This is a genomic window from Stenotrophomonas sp. GSD10 (assembly GCF_056172695.1).
In genome coordinates this window covers 1,999,868-2,017,952 of the sequence record NZ_JAOCMC010000002.1, presented here as the reverse complement: position 1 = coordinate 2,017,952, position 18,085 = coordinate 1,999,868, and the positions used below count along the sequence as shown (strand labels likewise).

Sequence of the window (18,085 nt, the reverse complement as noted above, 5' to 3'; positions counted from 1 at the left end):
GCTCCGGATCATGGCAGGGCGCCCATCATGCCGCAGAACGGTCCTGCCTGGCTCAGGCGCCGGCGCGCAGGATCAACGCGTAACCGACCAGCAGCAGCACGCACAACGGCAGCGTGACGAACGAAGCGATCAGCCAGCGCAGTGCCTTGCGCGAGGCCACGGTGGCGGCACCGATCTGGCCGGCGGCCACCAGTGACGAGGTGCGGTTGGCGTAGACCGTGGCGACGATGCCGAACGGCCAGAAGCCACCGAAGATGCTCAGGATGGCCCACATCAGGTAGTTCTTCGGGGCCGTGGTGGTGCCGGTGATGCGTTCCATGCAGTGAATCTCCTTGATTGGGCCGCGGATTATGTACGCCGCGTACGGCGCTGGAAACGGGCTGAACACTGAGCGATGACCAGTCATCACTGGCAGGCGCCAAAGCAATGTCCAGGCCTGCCATTGGCGCCTCCATTACGGGGAGCGACACGCCGGGCCTGAATATTCACGTGATTATCATCACGATTTTCATGAAACTCGCTTTCGATAATCGGGAGCAGCGACGCCGGCCAGGGTGTTGCAGGTATTCCGATCCGTCCGACGTCCGCATCGTCGAGCTACCGACGGCAACTCCCTGGGGGCATGGGGGCGGACAGCGTGAACGTTGATCTGCGTATGCAACGGCTGGCGCGGGGTGCGGCGACGGCATCGCAGCATCACGCAATGAGGCCAGAACGCTACGCATTGCGCGATCGGCTGGTGCAACGGCACCGGGTCGCCATTCGAAAGGGGAGTTTCAATGCACAGGCAAGTCAGTGAGATGTTGCAGCGCGCCTATCGACCACACCGGTCCTTGCCCGATCTGCTGGGCGCGTTCGTGAAGGAGTTCTCGCAGCATCAGGCCCTGCGTGGTGGGCGCGTACATCTGCGTGGCACCGGCAGCGCGGAGGACGCGGCGACTGCAGCGTCGCCGCCGCAGGCACCTGGTGCCAGCCAACGCGTGCCGATCCGCTACGGGGGAGGTGCTGGGTGAGCTGCAGCTGGAGGAGAGCCCGGCGGCCTGGACAGCCGGGCGCTGGCGCTGGGCGAGCTGTTCGCGCACCGCTGTGCGCATCTGATCAAGCGCTACGAAGCGCAGGCCTGGGCCGAGCAGGCCCTGAGCCGGCCGCTGCTGCTGGTGGGTGCCTGTGACGCGCTGAAGCGGATGGAGGAGTTTGTCGAACGCGCAGCCGCCAGCCGTCTGCCGGTATTGCTGCGCGGTGAGTTCGGCACCGAGAAGATGGAGCTGGCCGCGGCGCTGCACAGCGGCGGCCCGAGACGGCGCGGGCCGTTCGTGGAGATCAACTGTGCGCACGCCCAGGGTGAGCCGGCCGACTGGTTCGGTCGTGCCGGCGGCGGCACCCTGTACCTGCATGAAGTGGATGAGCTGCCTGCCGCTTTGCAGGGCCAGCTTTCGCACAGCATCCGCGGCCTGCAGGCAGCAACGGTCGACGCCGACCCGGTGCACGCCATCCGGGTCATCGCTTCCACCAGCGCCGACCTGGAACAGCGCGTGCGCGAGCGGCAGTTCTCGCGTGCGCTGCTGGCCGGGCTGGAATTCCTCACCGTGGACATTCCGCCGCTGCGCGAGCGCACCGAAGACATCGGTGCCCTGGTGGCGCGTTCGCTGCAGATGCATGGGTTCAACCCGCAGGTCATCGGCGGTGACGTGCTGGAAACCCTGCGCAGCCACCACTGGCCCGGCAACCTGCTGGAAATGGAACGGGTGGTGGTGCGGCTGGCGGTGATGACCGGTGGACGCAGCATCCGTCGCGAGGACGTGCTGCGCCACGCGCCGGGACTGGTGGCCAGCGCCGATGGAGCGCCTCCAGTGCCGGTATTGGCGGCGATCGACCCGCCTGCGGCCGAGGCCAGCCGGCAGGACGACGCGGTGGCCGCGCCGGTGTCGGCACATGAAGGGCTGCATGATGGCCTGAAACGGGCGCTGGCCTATCTGAAGGACCATGCCGCCGAGCCGGTGACGCTGGGCGACCTGGCCCGCCAGGCGCATGTGAGCCAGTCGCACCTGGGGTTCCTGTTCCGCAGCGAACTCGGCACCACCTTCAAGCTGCTGCTGCAGCAACTGCGCATCGAACATGCCAAGCAGCTGCTGCGCGGCGGCCAGCGCCTGCGTATCACCGATGTCGCCCTGCAGGTCGGCTTCGGTGACCTGAGCCACTTCGAGAAGAGCTTCCGCCGGGTGGTCGGGGTGAGCCCGCGCAGCTACCGCCGCACGCCGGAGCAATGAAAAAGCCCGGCGCAGGCGCAAGCCTGGCCGGGCCGAGTCACCGCCGCAGCGGGCGCTACCTGGCGTTCGCTTCGGTTGCCCGGCGGACCGCTTCTTCGGCCGCCTCGTCGGCACGCCGCGCCGCTTCGCTGGCGGCCTCGACCGCCTGCTGTGAGACCGCCATCGCCGCGCGGATGCCGGCCTCGCTGGCGGCCATGGCCGCGTCGGCCATCTCCTGCGCGATCTGCATCGGTGTCTTGCCACCCGGGTTGTCCGGGGTGGGCGGTGAGGGCAGCGGGGTCGGGAAGGTCATCGCAGGAACTCCTTCTGGGGCTGGGGATGGGGCGCCGTCGCGGTGGCCGCCCAGGATGTGGCGCAATGCCGCCTGGGCATCGGCCAGGATCTGTTGCGCCTGTTGCCGCGCCGCAAGCCGGCCAGCGGCCACGGCCACTCCGGCGGCGCTGGCCAGAGCGGCGGTGGCGGCCGGAACGCCGTCTTCGGGCGCGGCAGGCCGGTCCGGGCTCACACTGCGCCCGCCTCGAAGCCCTGCTCGGCTTCATCGTGGATGAAATGGCGGATACGCCGATAGTCCTGCAGGGTGATGACGTTGTCCTCCACCTGCACGCGCGCCTGTTCCTTGGAACCATCGATCGCGAACAGCAGGCTTGCGCCATCCTGGCCAAGCTGGCCACGGGCAACCGGATGTTCGTTGAGGAAGACCTGCGCGCTGCGCAGCTGTCGCCGCGTGGCCTCGCGCAGGCGTTCACCGTCCGGCGGCAGACCCGAACCATCGTTGAGGAACAGGGCGACCTGTTGCGCCGCCAGCGAGATGCGCGCGTAGCCGATCTGGCGGTTCGCGGCCAGGGTCTCGGCAATCGCCGCGCGCACCTGGTCCGGCGACGGCAGGCTGGGCAGCTGCGGCCCATCCAGGTAACCGAACAGCATCGGCAACAGCGTCTGCAGCGCATGCGTAGCGCGTTCCATGCGCAGTTCGCTGCTGCTGCCGGTCGGGTGCACGCGCTGGTAGAAGCGATAGTAGTCGGCAAATTCGATCGGCCTGCGCGCATGCAGCAGGGCGAACCGCGCTGCCTCGGCCTGGGCCTCGGTCGCCTGGCCCGTGCTGCCCTGCTCGGCGGCCAGCTGGTACAACGCCAGCGACTCACGGAAATCGAGCTGGCGCAGCAGCGGCGCATCGCCAGCGCCGACGGCCACGAGGAACGGGCGGAAGGCTTCCAGCTGGGTGTTGCTCAGCAGACCGTGTCGGGTCAGCACCGCGTGAGTCTCGTTGACGAGCGGGCTGCTGGACGGGCCCATCTCAAGCTGGCGCAGCACATCCAGTTCGTCGTTTCCCAGGCTGAGCAGCTTGATGGGGCTGACCTGCAGGCCAGCCTGCGGCAACCACGTCATGCGCGAACCATGCAGGCCCTGCTGTACGCCGTCCAGCATCGCGCCTTCGTCGGCGAACATGTAGCGGTGTTCGTGGGAATCGATCGCCCATTGCAGCCAGTAGTGGCCGCCGTCGATGAAGTGCAGCACGCGCCGGGTGCGTGGACCGAGCTGGCCGAGGTGAGGAATGGAACGACCGTCAATGAAAACGCTCATGCGTGGCTCTCCTTGCGGCCCTATGCGGCCGGAAAATCCTTGAGGACGGTCGCAGCCGCACTGCCGACCCGTGTGAAGTCGTCGGTAGCCCCTTGCATCATGGTCTGCGCCTGGGTCAGTACCCTCGCATACTTTTCGTCTCCCGTCGCCAGGTACTGGGCCATGGCCACACCGGCGGCGGTGGTGGCGATGGTGGAGACGTTGCGAAGCGCATCGGCGGCATCCTGGACGGCGATCGCCGCCGACTGCGCGACCGACTGGTAGGCCTTGCCGGCACCGCTGGTCTTGACCACGGTGCTGGCCATGGTGGCCGTCTGCACCTGGTTGATCACATCGATGACCTGGGCGTTGACGTTGCTCGGGTCCATACAGGCTCCTTGAGGGGCGGTGGGCGGCCGGACGCATCCGGCGCGGCGTCACGCGGCGGGATCAGTGCCGTCGCTCGCCGGGGTGGAAGGGGAGTCGGGCGCGGGGTCCTGGGCGGGACCCGCTGCCGGATCCGGACCGGGCGTGGAGTCGGGCGCAGGACCGGGCGCGGGCGCCGCGCCTTCACCTGCAAGCTGTTCAAGCGTGTGCAGGCTGGCGGTGGCGGCCGCAGCGTCGGCGGTGGCACCGTGGGTCTGTGCCTGCAGGACGCTGATGGCGGTCTTTCCTTCTGCGGTGGCCGCGGCGATCACCGCCGTCGGCGAGGGTGGGGCCGGCACGGGGCCGGGCAGCGGGATCACGTTCGGTGGCGGTGCCGGTGCGGGCGGCGGCGGCGGTACCGGCCACGGCGCGTTGATCATCTTCGCGCAGGCGGCGGTCACCGCCGCCGAGCTGACCATGCCGGCGCCCTGCTGGCGCGCGACCGCGTTGTGCATGGCCGTGCCCAGGGTCTCCAGCATCACCATGTCCAGCATGCCGAAGGCCTGCGCCGGCGCCTGGCCGACCAGCAAGGTTGCGGCGGCGCTGACGCTGTCGACGATCTGGCTGTTGACCGTGTTGTCACTGCTCATGATGGAACGGCTCCCTTCTGGATGATCAGGGCCAGGACCTGGGCCAGGCTCGCGCCGGCGGTTACCTGGCCACGTTGTTGGTTTGCCACCGCGTTCTGCATCGCCAGGCCGATGCTGTCGGCCATCGCCAGGTAGGTGGCGGACATCGCAAACGACGGGGCAACGCCGATCGCCAGCGCGGACCCACTGCTGGTGGCATCCAGCAGGTAGCCGATGGCGGGCGGGGCGGCCATCAATCAGGGGCCCGGCGTGACGCCACCCGGGGCGGGGGCGCGGTGGGCGACGTCACGCCGGGCCAACACGTCAGCGCAGGCCCAGGATTTCGCGGGTGGCCACGCCATTGGAGGCGGTGTCGATCGCATACAGCGTGGACACCCCCTGGGTGGTCGACGCCTGCATGGTCACGTAGGACTGCTGCTGGTTGTTGGTGGCGTTGTGGGCGGCGTTGGACAGCGCCTGGCTGGTGGCCACGAACAGGTTGCCCATTGCGATCGCCGGCGCATCACCGAGAACCTTGGTGTTGACCTGCGAGACCGAGTCGGTGATCTGGCTGTTGACGGCGGTGGGAAATGCCATGGTGAAAGCTCCTTGGATGGACTGCACTACAGGGACGGAGATCGACGACATTCAGCTGGATCAGCCGAGGATCTTCCGGGTTGCGGCGCCGGTGGCGCCGGTATCGACGGCATAGAGCAGGGCCACGCCCATCGTGGTGGCCGCCTGGGCGGTGACATACATCTGCTGCTGGGCCAGCGTCGCGTTGTGGGCGGCATTGGCCAGCGCCTGGGCGGTGGCCTGGTACAAGGTGCCCATCGCCGTGGCCGGTGCCACGCCCAGCACCTGCAGGTTGGCCTGGGTGACCGAATCGGTGACCTGGTCGTTGACGGCCGTGGGAAACGCCATGGATCAGCTCCTTGCCTGCCGGCGCGTTACGCGCCGAGGATCTGCTTGGTGGCCACGCCGGTGGTGGCCGTGTCGATCGAGTACAGCGTGGCCACGCCCATGGTGGTGGCCGCCTGCGCGGTCACATAGGACTGCTGCTGCGCGTTGGTCGCGTTGTGGGCGGCATTGGCCAGCGCCTGCGCGGTGGCCTGGTAGAGATTGCCCATCGCCACGGCGGGGGCGTCACCCAGCACCTTGGTGTTGGCCTGGGTGACCGAATCGGTGATCTGGTCGTTGACAGCGGTCGGGAATGCCATGTCTTGCTCCTTTGGGTTGGCGGGTCAGCGGCGGAACGACGGATCAGGAACCCAGCCCGCGCACGCGGGTGCTGAGGATTTCCTTGCTGGCCACGGCGGTGGTGGCGGTATCGATCGAGTACAGCGTGGCCACGCCCATGGTGGTCGCCGACTGCGCGGTCACGTAGGACTGCTGCTGCGCGTTGGTGGCGTTGTGGGCGGCGTTGGCCAGCGCCTGTGCGGTGGCCTGGTAGAGATTGCCCACTGCCACGGCGGGCGCATCGCCCAGCACCTTGGTGTTGGCCTGGGTGACCGAGTCGGTGATCTGGTCGTTTACCGCGGTTGGAAATGCCATGTGCTGCTCCTGCGGAAAGTGGAAGTGCGGGGTAGTCACGGTGCCTTGGGGGAACTGCCTGTGCTTCACCGTGGGCCCAGCGTAGGAAATGACGACGCCGCCGGATTGGCGGAATCGACGAAGAATGCGGGGCGATCCCCGTGAAGGCGCGGCCGGGATGCGGTGGATCTGCTGATCGGCACCGTCGATGCCGCGGGGCAGGGGGCCGTGCGCCCCTGCCGGTGCAGCGCAGGGGCTGCTAGAGCATGTACGGGATCTTGAACGCCAGGGTGAAGTCGGGGGCATCCGGCGTCAGGCCGATGCCCAGCAGGGTCACCAGGGTGGTGTGCTGGTTCAGCGCATAGGTCACGCCCAGGTTCAGCGACGCGGCGTTGGCGTCGCTGCCGATCACCTTCACCCATTGGCCGCCCTCGAAGCGGGTCGAGGCGCGGGCGCTGATGCGGTCGCTGAAGGACAGGCTGAGGCTGGTGCGCTCGTTGAAGGCGAAGGCCACGCCCGCGCCGAAGTACACCGATCCGCCCAGCTTCACTTCACCGGGATTGACCGTATCGGGGTTGCTGTCGATATCGTCGAAACTGCGCGCGAACGAGTGCACGTAACCCACATTGGCGAACAGGATGGCCGGATCGGCGGTCTTCACCATCGACAGGCCCAGGTTGGCCTGCCAGACGCCGTTGCCGGTGGGTTGCTCGCGTGGCACCGCGAAGCGGATGTAGTCATCGTCGTCGCGTTCGATCACTTTCCAGTCCAGGCCATACGGTGCGCGCCCGGTGGGGGCGGTCACCCCGGCGGTGAGCACGGTTTCCGGGCGCCAGCCACGCTCCCCGAACAACCGGTAGTTCGCACTCAGGCCGATGTCACCCAGGCCATTGCCGTTGGTCTCTTCCTGCGCGATCGCCGCCGCCGCGCCACCGGCGCCGCCTTTCTGGTAGACGGTGCGCCGCGCCAGGTACGGCACGTCCAGGTTCAACGTCAGGTTCGGGCTGACGCCCCAGCGCGCCGCCAGGTTGTAGGTGAGCGAATCGGATTCCACGTTCTCGATGGCGATGTTGCCCAGGAAGATCGCATCCAGCGCCAGGAAGCCGTTGAGGGTGAGCTGCTTGCGATCGTAGCGCGCGTAGGTAAGGCTGTTTTCGAGAGTGAAGCGACGCGAGAACAGCGCCGATTGCTGCTGCTTCACATCATCCACGCTGCGTCGCGATTCCTGCTTGGCCTGCTGTGCCTCGGCGGCAGTGCTGGCATAGCCTTCACTGCTGGGAGGAACGGCGGCGGCCGCAGCCTGTGCCAGCGGCGCCGCAGGAGCGGCGGCGTCCGGACCGGCCCGGCCCGCCAGGCGGGCCTGCATCGCCTGTACCTGCATGTCCAGCTCGCGCAGCCGTCGCACTTCCTGGGCATAGTTGCTCTTCAGCTGCTCCAGCTGGTTGGCCAGTGCCTGCACGTCGGCGCCATCGTCGGCGCCAGCGCCGGGTGTGGGCGGCGCGGCAAGCGCGGTGCCTGCCAGCGCCGCCAGCGCCAGCGGGGTGATCCTCAGTAGGGTGTGCATGTTCGTGCCCTGCGTTGTGACTCGCTTCCCCCAATGCCGGGCCGCTGTTACTGGCCCGGCCCCATGCCGCGGTTCAGTGCAATCGCTTGGGCCACGTTCTGGCTCAACGGCAGGTTGCCACCCGCGGTATCGCGTACCAGCTCCAGCCGCAGCTGGTTGCTGGCGCTCTGGCCATCGCCCACCAGGGCAATGCCCTGGCCGACACTGCCGTTGCGTATCCACTGCTGCACCAGGCCCTGTCCATCCACCTGCAACAGCAGGCGCGCCTGGTTGCCATCCAATGCCGCAGTGGCATTGATGCCGGCCTGCTGTGCGCTGGCCGAATGCGCGCCGTCGGTGAAGCCGGCAGGCACGGCGCCATCGCGCACGGTCAGCGTGGTCGCGTTGCGCGCCACGTTGCCATCGCCGGCCACCTGTACGCTCTGCACCAGTCCGCTGGCATTGGCCAGCCCGCTGCTGTCGATGCTGCGGCCGGAGGTGTCCGGCAGCGGCGCATCGGCCGCGGTGACCTGCACGCTGGGCTGGAAGCTCAGCCGGGGGCGCCGCCGCCGCGGAAATCCATGCCCAGCGTCAGTGCGCCTTGCAGTGCGGCGCCATTGCCGGCCTGCCACTGCGACACCATGGTCACCCCGAACCAGGCCACCGTGTTGCCGCCCACGGTGTAGCGCCCCCGCATCAGGTTCAGTTCCGGGTCTGGAATCTCGGTCAGGCCACGGCCGGGGCGGCTTCCGCTGCCCGGATCGGCAGGGCAGGCGTCGCCAGCAGCAGGGCCATCCAGCAACATTGACGAAACATGTGCATGCCTCCTTCAGAACAGGTCGGCGTGGCTGAAGCCGAAGTCGACCAGTTCCGCATCGGTGATCGGCCCCTGTCGCGCGTAGAGCGCGCGTGCACTGGGCCGTTCGCTGGGTTGCAGCAGGACGGTGTTGCGGTCGAAATCACTGCCGATCACCACGAACACGGCGCGTGATGGCCAGGCCGCCAGAAAGTCGGGCAGGGCCAGGCTGCGATTGCCGAGAATCGGGTCGGCCACCTCCACGTAGCCGTCGCGCACCTGCTTGAGCACCACGAAGTGGCGGAAGCCGCGCACATCCATCAGCACCAGGCCGGGAACGCGCAGTGTGCGCAGCCGCGCCTCGTCGATGCGATAGCCACGCCCGCGCATGCCCAGCGACTCCACGTAGCGCTTGATGTCCAGCAACGAGAAGCCACGCTCGGCCACCAGCGCAGGATCCGATACCCCCATCATCCCTTCGATCACCGTCGCCTCATCGGTCTGCAGGTGGTAGGCGTGGCGCAGGATGGTGGCCAGCGCCGCCGCACCGCAGCTGTAGTCGGTGTGCTGGCGCACCACGTTGCGGTAGCGCCGCTCCTGCATGCTCTCCACCTTCTGCTGCAACAGTGCGCCGTTGGGCAGCACGCCACTGAAGCGCACATCGCCCGCCCACGCCGGGCCCGTGCCCAGCAGCAACAGGGTCATCAGCAGCAACCACGCGCGACAACCGAACATGTCGTTCTCCGTCAGCAGGGGGAGCCCCTGTTCCAAGGGGAGGAGGAACAGGGGCTCCCGGGGACCCGGCCATTGGCGGACGGCCGGGGTGTTGCGCTTACTCGCCGTTGCCACCACCGCCGCCCGTACTGGGCTGGGCGACCGCCAGGGCGAGGCTGTTGGCCTGCAGGTTGCCGGTGCCGGCGGCAACGTTCACGCCGATGTTGCCGGAGGCGCCGGAGAACGCACTGCCCGACAGCGCCGAGGTGTTGGTCGCATTGACGTTCACCCAGCGCGTGGTGCTGACCGTGCCGCTGAGGCTGGCGTACAGGTCGGCCACCCCCAGTTCGACGAACTGGCTGGTGCCGCTTTCACGCGTATCGAAGCCCAGGCCGCCCACCCCCGGCCGGTTGGGGTTCATCGTGGCGTTCTGGATCTCGCTGTCCAGATCGATATGGCCGGTGCTGTTGCCACCCGGGTGCGGCAGATCGCCACTCCACGTATCCAGGTAGTAGTTGGCCATCTGGTAGGCGTTGCCGGTGCCACGGTAGGTGCCGGCGCCGTAGGCCAGGGTCAGGCCACTGACGCCACCGTGCATGCCGACCTGCACCGTATCGGTGTAGGACTGCACGAAGCCGGCATTGCTGACCGTGTTGCCGGTGGAGACCTGGTTGGAACTGATGCTGGACTGGGCAACGGCGGTGGTGGCCACCGATGCGGCCAGTGCGTTCTTCTGCTCGTTGTTGTTGCCCGAGGCGATGTTCACCCCGATGTTGCCCGACGCGCCACCAAAGGCATTGCCACCCAGCGCCGCGGCGTTGGTCACACCGGAGTTCATGGTGGCGTTGCCGAAGCCGGCCTGGTTGACGAACACTTCGGCGTCGGCCATGCCGAAGCTGAAGGAGGCGTCGGCCGCCGACAGCGAGGCCGCGTTGTCCTGCGCATTGTTGTCGCCAGAGACAACATTGAAGCCGAGGTTGCCCGAGGCACCGGCACCAACGCTGTCACCGATCGACGCACTGTTGGTGACCAGGCTGTTGCTGGTGGCGTTGTTGCTGATCGACTGCCGGTTGTCGATCACCGCGATCGCGGCCGAGTCCAGGTCGATGTCGCCACTGATGCTCGGGTCACCGGAGAAATTGACGTCGGTACTCAGGCGCAGGTCCTTTTCCAGGTTCACGTCGACGCCGTGGTTGTTCTTTTCCTTGCGTTCGTCGGCCTGGATGTTGCTGTGCTTCTGTACGTTGACATTGACGGTGCGGTTGCGCACGTCGTTGTCGGTGTGGTTGTGGGTGTCGTTGCGGGTCTCGCTGACGGTGTGGTTGTGGTTGATGTTCGCGTTGGCGTTCTGGTTGTCCCAGCCATTGGCCGCAGCGGCGGTCGAGGCAGTGGCAATCGCCATGGCGAGCATGGTCTGTTTGACGGTCGCTTTCATGGTGCCCTCTCTCTCATCGGATGGTGCATCGCTTGGGTGGTTGTCACGGGCGGTCCTGCACGACCAGGCCCAGTACGTTGGCCGTATCGTTGCCGCTGCCCGCGACCTGATTGAGTTGCAGGACTCCGTCGAATCCCCGCAGCGCGGTGCTGGCTACACCGGCGCTGCGGGTGCCCGTCGCAACGCCGCGACCGGCGTCGTCCCGCCCTCTGCCAACGCGGAACCTTCGGCGGCCAAGGCCGTGTCGTCGGTTTCGCGTATGCCCTGTCGGGCCAGCGTCGCGCTGACGACGTTGAGCGTCGTGTTGGCGATGCCGCTGGCCTGGTTGATCGATGCGATGCCGCTGGCGCCCGCCAGTGCATCGCCGCCGATGTCGGCGCGTGCATGCAGTGGCGCCGACAGCACGCGGTTGCCGGCGTGCACCTGCTGCGCGTTGATGGCCACGTCGGCGCGCTCGCCGCTGGCGATGCCGCGCAGATTGCCCTGCAGGTTGAGATCGCCGGCGGCCTGGTTCACCGCGATCGCACCGCTGGCGCCGGCCAGGGCGCGGCCGTCGATGCGGGTCACGTCGAGGTAGGCCAGCATGCCGGTGTAGTCATCAGCGTGTGCCTGCAGCGGCGCCAGGGCCACCATCAGCAGAGGCCAGCAGTGGCGTTTCACTTGCCACCTGCCGGGGCCGGGCCCTGCAGCGGGAACTGCGCAAGCGCACCGCGAACGGTATCGCCGATGCCACGTGTGCTGTTGCCGACCGCGCCCAGTGGACCGCTCATGGCGCCCCCGAGGCTGCTGCCGAGCATGCCCTCGCTGCTGCGGCCGAGCGTGCCGCCCAGGGCCTGCTGGGTCACCCGCTCGACGGTGGTGCCGTGTGGCGCTGCGGGCCCGGCGCTGCGGCCGGCGCCCATGCCGGCGTAGTCTTCCTCGCTCAGTTCGTCCATCCCGCCGCCCGCGGCACCGGTGCCCAGTGAGGTGGCGATTTCGCGCTGGGGCTTCGGGTCGGCGATCAGGGCCATGCCCGGCGGGGCCATCCGGTAGGCCGGCCGCGCCGCTACGTCGCGCAGCAGGACAATTTCGCCCGGCTGCGCCTTCACCCCTGGCGGGCACCGGAGGCGCCGACGCTGGGGGCAGCCGACAACGAGGCCAGCGCCAGTGCGGCTGCCAGGCTGCGAATGAGGGTAGTGCCGTCCATGCCGATCTCCCGCGGTGGGTGCGGCGGAGGGACGCATCAACCGTGCCAACTTCAGGAGGCCCGCCCGCCAACAGATGGCCGGGGCGTGCGCGCCCGGGGTGGCGCCGGGGTGTTACAACGGTGTGGGAAAAGTGTTGGGATTGCGCAGCCCCAAGTGCCGCAGGGCAAGGCGGGCAGCGGCCTGTCGCATTCCTGTTACAGGTGCGGCCGCCGACTGCAACGGTGCCGCTTCAGCCGGCGACATCTTGACGCGGCGCTCATTGCGCAGCCGTTTAGCGCAGCGCTAGGATCCGCCCAACAAAGGCCGCCGTGGTGGCCGTTAGAGGTCCCGGCGGGGGCGGCACGCCGGTGATTGCCCGACAGTCCGCCGACGGTGTCCGGTTGCTGGGGGAAGCATGGCGGCGGTCCCGGAGGCTTCTACATCGCGTTGCGTACTCTGGTTTGGTGAACCGCTGGCGATTGAGCGCAGTGCGCTGGCGGCCGCAGGCTGGTACGTGCGCAGCATCCATCCTGATCCAGGCATGGCCATTGGGCTGCGCGGGCGTGACCGGCTGCTGGCCGTGCTGGACCTCCGCCATCTGGATGCAGCCGCGTTGCAGCTGCTGATGCCGTGGATCGAGCAGCACCAGCATCTGCCATGGTTGGCGGTTCTGCCGCCCAGCGCAGGTGCCATGCCGGCAACGTGGCTGCCGTTGCTGCAGCACTGCCTGGCACGCTTCACGCTGCCATTCGGCTTGCAGGATCTGGTCAGCGCGATGCGCCAGCAGTTCGATGCGGACCCGTTGCCCGCTGATGCGGCGTGCAGCGGCCAGGGGCCGCGCGCACTGATCGGCGAGAGCCCTGCGCTGCATGCGGTGCGCACGGTACTGCACAAGTTCGCTCCGGTGGAGCTGCCGGTGCTGGTGACCGGTGAGACCGGTACCGGCAAGGAACTGGCCGCACACGCGCTGCACGCGCTGTCCGGGCGTGCGGGCAAGCCGTTCATTGCGGTCAACTGCGGGGCGATTCCGGCCAATCTGGTGCAGTCGGAGCTGTTCGGGCACGAGCGCGGCTCGTTCACCGGCGCCGACAAGCGCCAGATCGGTGTCTTTGAATCCGCGCAGGGCGGTACGGTGTTCCTCGACGAAGTGGGCGATCTTCCGGCAGAGGCGCAGACCAGCCTGCTGCGCGTGCTGCAGGAAGGCACCTTCGAGCGGGTCGGCAGCAGCCAGCCGTTGCGCGCCGATGTGCGGGTGCTGGCCGCGACCCACGTGGAACTGGAACACGCGGTGGCCCATGGCCGCTTCCGCAGTGACCTCTACTACCGCCTCAACGTGCTGCGCTTGCTGATGCCGCCCCTGCGCGAGCGTGGCGCCGATGTACAGCTGCTGGCCGAGCACTTCCTGCGTTGCTTCCGCCTGCGCCATGCCGTACGCGCGCGTGGCTTCTCGCCGGCGGCGATCCAGGCGATGCGCCGCTTCGACTGGCCCGGCAATGTCCGTGAGCTGCTGAACCGGGTACAGCGGGCGGCGATCATGGCCGAGGGCGAGCTGATCAACGAGCGTGATCTGGAGCTGGGCGCACCGGTGCAGGCGCTGCCCGGTGCGATGCTGCACGATGCGCGCGGCCAGGCCGAGCGTGATGTGCTGCTGCAGACCCTGCGCCAGACCGGTTACAACGTGTCCGAATGCGCCCGGCAGATGCAGATTTCACGGGTGACGGTGTACCGCCTGTGCCGCAAGCACCGGCTGGAGCTGCCTGCGCAGCGCTGATCAGTCCGCGGCCATGTGCTTGAACAGCCGAAGCGGCTTGCCCGGGACACGTTCGATCACGCCCTTGGCTTCCAGGTCCAGCTGCACGGCCTTCAACCACCATCCGGCCGTTGCACCGGCCGGGAACAGCGATGCGGGCAGCCCCGGCAGCAGCGCCTGCTTGGCCTGCGCCACCGTCATCCCCGGCGGTTGCTTTGGCAGCGCGTCTAGCAAGGCACTGCGCATGGCTATGTACTTGGCGCGATCCACGCGCTGGGTGTGGCCGGGCGTGGTGATGCTCTCGATCTCGATCCGCCCGGACTCAGCCATGAGGGTCTCCGGCGATTTCGATGCGCGGACTGCGCAGGCCCATGGCGATCCATGCTTTCATCAGGCGGGCGTAGAAGCACAGGGAGCGGGTCTTCAGGTTCGGCACATCGTTGGGAAGGGCCGAGGGATCGGGAAGGTCACCGACCATCGTGCGCATTTCCACGGCCGGTCTTGCCGATGCGGGCCAAAGCAGTCCGTACAGGCTCAGCCAGTGGCCACCGCTGAACTCCAGGAACAGCGGTGTGTTGCAACAGCGTGCCAGCACGCGACGACTGCCGCCCTGGGTCGATAGCCGGAGCGCGCTCAGCAGGGAGTGCCCTGCGTCAATGCTGACGCGATCCTTGCGATGCATGACGAAAAGCGTCTGGCCATGCGGCCCCAGCACCTCGGGGGCGCCGGGCCGCGACTGCAGCTGCACACCCGCCCTGCGGCAGCTGTCGCAGCAGCATTCGACGGTGGCGATGGGGCTGCCCGTGACGGTCAGGCGCACCTGGCCGCAGGCGCAGGCCAGCAACTGTTGAGACGGCATCTGCATCTTCTCCTGGGGTGTTCACCTTCTCGACGAACCGCCATGCCGGAAATCGACAACCGCCGCCTTCAAGGCGGCTCCATGCGGTAGCGGACCCGGTACAGGTCCAGCCCTTCGCCACCGGGACGTCGTGCTGAGTAGGTCAGCGTGCTGGGGTGCGAACCATCCAGCATGGCACCGTAGCTGTCGCCTGTGGGCTCGTTCACCGGCGAGGGCAAGGGGTCGCCCGCGCCGTAGCGGCCGCCGTATGCGGAGGCGATGAACTGGCGGACCGGTGCCTTGCCGAAGTCCAGGGCGCGCGCGAACACCACCGTGTGGCCATCGTCGAGGAAGGTAGCATCGAACTCCTGCGCGGCGGTGTTGATGTCTCCTGGCAGCCGCCGCGCAGGCGCAGCCTCCCCGTTCTGCATGCCGGCGCTGTAGAGATCATGTCCACCGGCGCCGCCCGCGCGATCGCTGGAGAACAACAGCGTACGACCGTTCGGCGAGAGCATCGGCGCGAACTCGTCTGCCGCGCTGTTCACTGCGGGCCCCAGATTCTCGGGGTGGCCGAAGCGGCCGTCGCCATCCATGCTGACCCGGTACAGATCGTCACCGCCCTGGCCGCCTGCGCGGTCCGAGCAGAAATACACCACGCGCCCGTCCGCAGAGAATGCGGGATCGAAATCACGTCCAGGCGTGTTGAACGGCGCCGGCGTCGCCGGTCGCCAGCGTGCTCCATCACGCCGCGAGATCCAGATGTCATGGCCGCCGGGACCGCCGGGGCGGTTGCGGCTGAACCACAGCGCGGTGTTGCCGTCGGGGCTCAACGTCAACCGCACCTCGTCGTAGCGCGTGGATGCGACCCCGGGCGCGAAGCGTTCGACCGGATCGAGGAACTTCAGCATCCGGGAGAGTGAGGGCACGAGCACTGTCGATGCCAGCAGCACCGTAGCCAGCAGCGCCTTCATGCCTGTCGCTCGAAATCGCTGACCCAGTTGGTTTCCCAACTGCGTCCGCCATCGACGGAGGCGGCCTGCTCCCAGCGCGCCGAACGTGGGGTGATGCGCGACCAGACCACGCGTGTCTGCACCGCGTGACCGTTGTGCTGCTCTTCACCGAAGAACCTTCCGACACCGCGCTCGAAGGCGCCTCGCAGGGGGCGCCGATCCGGGTGGGTGCGCGACCATCCAGCCACCAGCTCAGCCAGTGCCGCCTGCGCGCGTTCCAGGCGCGGATGCCCATTCCGCGCACTGGCGCAGCAGGCACGTCCATCAGGTTGTCGCCCACGTTGCCGTACCCGCCCAGCACCGGCCAGTTGTGCAGGGTTCCGTTGAAATGCTCCCAGGCATCGCTGCCCACCAGACGGGCACGCAGACGGCGATGGTGGACGTTCCAGTGGCCCACCAGGAAGTCGAAATCAGCCGGGGCATCCGGCAGCGTCGGAAGGGGATCCGGTGCCGCAGCGGTACGGCGGAACCAGTTGCGCCAGTTGATCTCCCAGTGCATGCCTCCATCGGCGGAGAAGGCCTGCTCCCACCACGGTTCCTTGCCATGGATGTCGTGCCAGCGGAACCGCACGTCAATGGGCCGTCCGTCGAGCCGATCGGTGCCATTGAAGGTGCCGCCGTTTGCGTTGAAGCGCCCCCGCACGGGCGGCTCGATGCGCCCAGGGTTGCGTCCATCGATCCACCAGATCGACCAGGTGGATGACACCGGATCAAAGGCGCGCACGCCGAGGCCGCGATAGGCGCCTGAAGGCAGAGCCATCACATTGTCATCGATGGTTCCCCGTCGGCCCAGGGTCAGCCAGACCGCACTGCTGCCAGCGAAGGACTCCCAGCGCGTATCGCCCACCAGGCGCTCCTTCAGCCGCTGGTGGCGTACCTGCCAGTTGCCCTGCAGCCAGCGCCAATCCTCGCCGGGGCCTGCGGGTGCGGCGCCGGAGGGCAGCGCACGGGTGGCTGCTGCGATGGCCAGGGAGGCCAGGAACTGCCGTCGATCCATGTGCGTGATCCTGCGCCGAAGATGCCCCATGCTTGCGGTGGCAGGGGGATTGACCACACAGGTATCGGGGCTCAGGCTAAGCCACACTTATGGTGAACCAACGCCAGCTGCCGTCGCTTGTCGCCATCCGCGCCTTCGAGGCGGCGGCGCGGCTGGGCAGTTTTGCCCGTGCCGCCGAGGAACTGGACACCAGCGCGGCGTCGGTGAGCTACCACGTACGGCGGCTGGAGGCGCAGACCGGCACCTGCCTGTTCCTGCGACATGCGCAGCATGTGGAACTGACCGCAGCCGGTGCCAGCGCCGCGCAGGAGGCCACACGGGCCTTCGATGCGCTTCGTGCCGGCTTCATGCGTGCGGCGGGCATGGATGCGTCGCATCTGCGCCTCTCCGCGCTGCCGACACTCGGTACCAGCTGGTTGACGCCGCGGCTGGGCAGCTTCCGCGCGCGCCATCGGCAGATCGTGCTGGAGCTGGACCTGTCGGCCGAGCCGCAGGACCTGGCCGCCGGGCGTTTCGATGCGGCCATCCGCAACGGGCATGGCCAGTGGCCCGGGCTGCAGGCCACGCTGCTGTTTCCCAGCATTTTCACTCCGTTGTGCGCGCCTTCCCTGCTGCCTGCGGCTGCGGATCTTGGACGTCGGGTATTGGATGTTCCGCTGCTCGGGCGGCCGGACTGGTGGGCCCTGTGGTTTGCCGCGCACGGGCATGTTCCCGCGCCAGCGCCGGAGAGCGTGGTCAGCCCGTTTGCCGCCGAGCATCTGGATATCGGTGCTGCGATTGCAGGACAGGGCATCGCCATCGGGTCGCCGATCCTGTTCCAGGCCGAGCTCGACAGTGGACGCCTGCTGCAGGCACATCCGGGCGTGGCCAGCGACGGGCGCAGCTTCTGGTTCGTGGCCCCGTCTGCACGCAGTCGCAGCGGGAAGGTCTGCGCATTCCGTGACTGGCTTGGCGAGCAGGCCGATCAGGCCCGGCGTACTGCACGCCAGCACCTGGCCCGTGCGGTGATGCCATGAGCCAGAGCCCTGAACTGCTGCGCCGCCTGCTGCGTGCCAAGGACCGCATGGACCATGCCAGCCACGAAGACTGGCCGGTCTCGCGCCTGGCCGAGGTCAGTGCGGTATCGACGGCGCATTTCGCGCGGGCCTTCAAACAGGCCTTCGGCCTGCCGCCGCATCGCTACCTGCTCAGCCGCCGCATCGAGCGGGCGGTGGCGCTGCTGCGCGACACCGATCTTCCAGTTACCGAGATCGCGGTGCAGACCGGCTGGGCCAGCCTCGGTACCTTCGGCCGGATCTTCCGTGACATCACCGGCGACAGCCCGGGCAATGTGCGCCTGCGCGAGCGGTCCGGCCATGCGGGCGCCGATCACGTTCCCGAATGCCACGCCCGCGCCGCGCAGCGCCGGACCTGAACATCGCAGTTTTGGAGAAGCGTCGCCGCCAGGCGGTTGCTAACGTGGACCCCACCTGAGGGAGGTC

General features: G+C 68.2%; 19 protein-coding genes and 5 pseudogenes. 4 read left to right on the top strand and 20 right to left on the bottom strand.

Annotated features, from left to right (window positions below; all coding sequences use genetic code 11):
- Positions 1 to 52 precede the first annotated feature (52 nt).
- On the bottom strand, positions 53 to 319 hold the full coding sequence (locus tag N4G47_RS09610; protein WP_475286732.1) for a CD225/dispanin family protein: 267 nt from the start codon (positions 317 to 319) through the stop codon (positions 53 to 55).
- A gap of 460 nt (positions 320 to 779) precedes the next feature.
- Here N4G47_RS09610 and N4G47_RS09605 point away from each other — a divergent pair.
- A pseudogene (locus N4G47_RS09605) lies at positions 780 to 2,267 on the top strand (helix-turn-helix domain-containing protein).
- Between the two features lie 55 nt (positions 2,268 to 2,322).
- On the opposite strand, the gene N4G47_RS09600 reads toward N4G47_RS09605, so the two are convergent.
- The 15 genes and pseudogenes from N4G47_RS09600 to N4G47_RS09530 all read right to left on the bottom strand — a co-directional run bounded on the left by N4G47_RS09600 (position 2,323) and on the right by N4G47_RS09530 (position 12,029).
- Positions 2,323 to 2,559 (bottom strand): hypothetical protein, encoded by a 237-nt coding sequence (locus N4G47_RS09600; protein ID WP_475286731.1) that lies wholly within the window; start codon positions 2,557 to 2,559, stop codon positions 2,323 to 2,325.
- Positions 2,560 to 2,768: 209 nt separating this feature from the next.
- Positions 2,769 to 3,848, bottom strand: a complete 1,080-nt coding sequence (locus tag N4G47_RS09595; RefSeq protein WP_475286729.1) for a hypothetical protein — start codon at positions 3,846 to 3,848, stop codon at positions 2,769 to 2,771.
- A 20-nt stretch (positions 3,849 to 3,868) separates the two neighbouring features.
- Complete coding sequence (locus N4G47_RS09590; RefSeq protein ID WP_107230628.1) at positions 3,869 to 4,216, bottom strand: hypothetical protein; 348 nt, start codon at positions 4,214 to 4,216, stop codon at positions 3,869 to 3,871.
- A gap of 48 nt (positions 4,217 to 4,264) precedes the next feature.
- A complete protein-coding gene (locus tag N4G47_RS09585; protein ID WP_475286727.1) occupies positions 4,265 to 4,843 on the bottom strand; it encodes a RebB family R body protein in 579 nt (192 codons plus the stop codon).
- Positions 4,840 to 5,076, bottom strand: coding sequence for a RebB family R body protein (locus tag N4G47_RS09580; protein ID WP_475286724.1), 237 nt, complete (start codon positions 5,074 to 5,076; stop codon positions 4,840 to 4,842). Before N4G47_RS09580 ends, N4G47_RS09585 begins: the two co-directional genes overlap by 4 nt.
- Before the next feature lie 70 nt (positions 5,077 to 5,146).
- On the bottom strand, positions 5,147 to 5,419 hold the full coding sequence (locus tag N4G47_RS09575; RefSeq protein ID WP_005416651.1) for a RebB family R body protein: 273 nt from the start codon (positions 5,417 to 5,419) through the stop codon (positions 5,147 to 5,149).
- Positions 5,420 to 5,479: 60 nt separating this feature from the next.
- Positions 5,480 to 5,746: a RebB family R body protein gene (locus N4G47_RS09570; RefSeq protein ID WP_107230625.1), complete on the bottom strand. Its 267-nt coding sequence runs from the start codon at positions 5,744 to 5,746 to the stop codon at positions 5,480 to 5,482.
- A gap of 26 nt (positions 5,747 to 5,772) precedes the next feature.
- Entirely contained in the window at positions 5,773 to 6,042 is a 270-nt protein-coding gene (locus tag N4G47_RS09565; protein ID WP_005416649.1) for a RebB family R body protein, read from the bottom strand.
- 43 nt (positions 6,043 to 6,085) lie between these two features.
- Complete coding sequence (locus tag N4G47_RS09560; protein WP_005416648.1) at positions 6,086 to 6,376, bottom strand: RebB family R body protein; 291 nt, start codon at positions 6,374 to 6,376, stop codon at positions 6,086 to 6,088.
- Positions 6,377 to 6,614: 238 nt separating this feature from the next.
- Positions 6,615 to 7,919 (bottom strand): transporter, encoded by a 1,305-nt coding sequence (locus tag N4G47_RS09555; protein WP_107230624.1) that lies wholly within the window; start codon positions 7,917 to 7,919, stop codon positions 6,615 to 6,617.
- A gap of 47 nt (positions 7,920 to 7,966) precedes the next feature.
- A pseudogene (locus N4G47_RS09550) lies at positions 7,967 to 8,714 on the bottom strand (hypothetical protein).
- 13 nt (positions 8,715 to 8,727) lie between these two features.
- A complete protein-coding gene (locus N4G47_RS09545) occupies positions 8,728 to 9,429 on the bottom strand; it encodes a C39 family peptidase (RefSeq protein WP_249843938.1) in 702 nt (233 codons plus the stop codon).
- Positions 9,430 to 9,526: 97 nt separating this feature from the next.
- Complete coding sequence (locus N4G47_RS09540; RefSeq protein ID WP_475286721.1) at positions 9,527 to 10,843, bottom strand: adhesin; 1,317 nt, start codon at positions 10,841 to 10,843, stop codon at positions 9,527 to 9,529.
- A 43-nt stretch (positions 10,844 to 10,886) separates the two neighbouring features.
- A pseudogene (locus tag N4G47_RS09535) lies at positions 10,887 to 11,476 on the bottom strand (hypothetical protein).
- Between the two features lie 23 nt (positions 11,477 to 11,499).
- Positions 11,500 to 12,029: pseudogene (locus N4G47_RS09530) on the bottom strand (hypothetical protein).
- Positions 12,030 to 12,424: 395 nt separating this feature from the next.
- Here N4G47_RS09530 and N4G47_RS09525 point away from each other — a divergent pair.
- Entirely contained in the window at positions 12,425 to 13,780 is a 1,356-nt protein-coding gene (locus N4G47_RS09525; protein WP_475286719.1) for a sigma-54 interaction domain-containing protein, read from the top strand.
- Here N4G47_RS09525 and N4G47_RS09520 read toward each other — a convergent pair whose 3' ends face one another.
- The 4 genes from N4G47_RS09520 to N4G47_RS09505 form a co-directional block, all read right to left on the bottom strand.
- Positions 13,781 to 14,089: a DUF6958 family protein gene (locus N4G47_RS09520; RefSeq protein WP_475286717.1), complete on the bottom strand. Its 309-nt coding sequence runs from the start codon at positions 14,087 to 14,089 to the stop codon at positions 13,781 to 13,783. It lies immediately after the preceding gene.
- A complete protein-coding gene (locus N4G47_RS09515) occupies positions 14,082 to 14,624 on the bottom strand; it encodes a GFA family protein (RefSeq protein ID WP_475286715.1) in 543 nt (180 codons plus the stop codon). Before N4G47_RS09515 ends, N4G47_RS09520 begins: the two co-directional genes overlap by 8 nt.
- A 62-nt stretch (positions 14,625 to 14,686) precedes the next feature.
- Positions 14,687 to 15,568, bottom strand: a complete 882-nt coding sequence (locus N4G47_RS09510; RefSeq protein ID WP_475286713.1) for a TolB family protein — start codon at positions 15,566 to 15,568, stop codon at positions 14,687 to 14,689.
- Positions 15,565 to 15,795, bottom strand: coding sequence for a hypothetical protein (locus N4G47_RS09505; RefSeq protein WP_475286711.1), 231 nt, complete (start codon positions 15,793 to 15,795; stop codon positions 15,565 to 15,567). The genes N4G47_RS09510 and N4G47_RS09505 overlap by 4 nt, the downstream gene beginning before the upstream one ends.
- A gap of 898 nt (positions 15,796 to 16,693) precedes the next feature.
- On the opposite strand from N4G47_RS09505, the gene N4G47_RS09500 reads away from it, so the two are divergent.
- Together N4G47_RS09500 and N4G47_RS09495 are read left to right on the top strand one after the other, a co-directional pair.
- Positions 16,694 to 17,620, top strand: coding sequence for a LysR substrate-binding domain-containing protein (locus N4G47_RS09500; RefSeq protein WP_475286709.1), 927 nt, complete (start codon positions 16,694 to 16,696; stop codon positions 17,618 to 17,620).
- Positions 17,617 to 18,077, top strand: a pseudogene (locus N4G47_RS09495) (helix-turn-helix domain-containing protein). Before N4G47_RS09500 ends, N4G47_RS09495 begins: the two are co-directional and overlap by 4 nt.
- The last annotated feature ends 8 nt before the right edge of the window (positions 18,078 to 18,085 follow it).

What these genes read in the sequence shown, in the direction of transcription:
- N4G47_RS09610 (WP_475286732.1), bottom strand. Translation starts at nt 319, where the DNA reads ATGGAACGCATCACCGGCACCACCACGGCCCCGAAGAACTACCTGATG.
- N4G47_RS09600 (WP_475286731.1), bottom strand. Translation starts at nt 2,559, where the DNA reads ATGACCTTCCCGACCCCGCTGCCCTCACCGCCCACCCCGGACAACCCG.
- N4G47_RS09595 (WP_475286729.1), bottom strand. Translation starts at nt 3,848, where the DNA reads ATGAGCGTTTTCATTGACGGTCGTTCCATTCCTCACCTCGGCCAGCTC.
- N4G47_RS09590 (WP_107230628.1), bottom strand. Translation starts at nt 4,216, where the DNA reads ATGGACCCGAGCAACGTCAACGCCCAGGTCATCGATGTGATCAACCAG.
- N4G47_RS09585 (WP_475286727.1), bottom strand. Translation starts at nt 4,843, where the DNA reads ATGAGCAGTGACAACACGGTCAACAGCCAGATCGTCGACAGCGTCAGC.
- N4G47_RS09580 (WP_475286724.1), bottom strand. Translation starts at nt 5,076, where the DNA reads ATGGCCGCCCCGCCCGCCATCGGCTACCTGCTGGATGCCACCAGCAGT.
- N4G47_RS09575 (WP_005416651.1), bottom strand. Translation starts at nt 5,419, where the DNA reads ATGGCATTTCCCACCGCCGTCAACAGCCAGATCACCGACTCGGTCTCG.
- N4G47_RS09570 (WP_107230625.1), bottom strand. Translation starts at nt 5,746, where the DNA reads ATGGCGTTTCCCACGGCCGTCAACGACCAGGTCACCGATTCGGTCACC.
- N4G47_RS09565 (WP_005416649.1), bottom strand. Translation starts at nt 6,042, where the DNA reads ATGGCATTCCCGACCGCTGTCAACGACCAGATCACCGATTCGGTCACC.
- N4G47_RS09560 (WP_005416648.1), bottom strand. Translation starts at nt 6,376, where the DNA reads ATGGCATTTCCAACCGCGGTAAACGACCAGATCACCGACTCGGTCACC.
- N4G47_RS09555 (WP_107230624.1), bottom strand. Translation starts at nt 7,919, where the DNA reads ATGCACACCCTACTGAGGATCACCCCGCTGGCGCTGGCGGCGCTGGCA.
- N4G47_RS09545 (WP_249843938.1), bottom strand. Translation starts at nt 9,429, where the DNA reads ATGTTCGGTTGTCGCGCGTGGTTGCTGCTGATGACCCTGTTGCTGCTG.
- N4G47_RS09540 (WP_475286721.1), bottom strand. Translation starts at nt 10,843, where the DNA reads ATGAAAGCGACCGTCAAACAGACCATGCTCGCCATGGCGATTGCCACT.
- N4G47_RS09525 (WP_475286719.1), top strand. Translation starts at nt 12,425, where the DNA reads ATGGCGGCGGTCCCGGAGGCTTCTACATCGCGTTGCGTACTCTGGTTT.
- N4G47_RS09520 (WP_475286717.1), bottom strand. Translation starts at nt 14,089, where the DNA reads ATGGCTGAGTCCGGGCGGATCGAGATCGAGAGCATCACCACGCCCGGC.
- N4G47_RS09515 (WP_475286715.1), bottom strand. Translation starts at nt 14,624, where the DNA reads ATGCAGATGCCGTCTCAACAGTTGCTGGCCTGCGCCTGCGGCCAGGTG.
- N4G47_RS09510 (WP_475286713.1), bottom strand. Translation starts at nt 15,568, where the DNA reads ATGAAGGCGCTGCTGGCTACGGTGCTGCTGGCATCGACAGTGCTCGTG.
- N4G47_RS09500 (WP_475286709.1), top strand. Translation starts at nt 16,694, where the DNA reads ATGGTGAACCAACGCCAGCTGCCGTCGCTTGTCGCCATCCGCGCCTTC.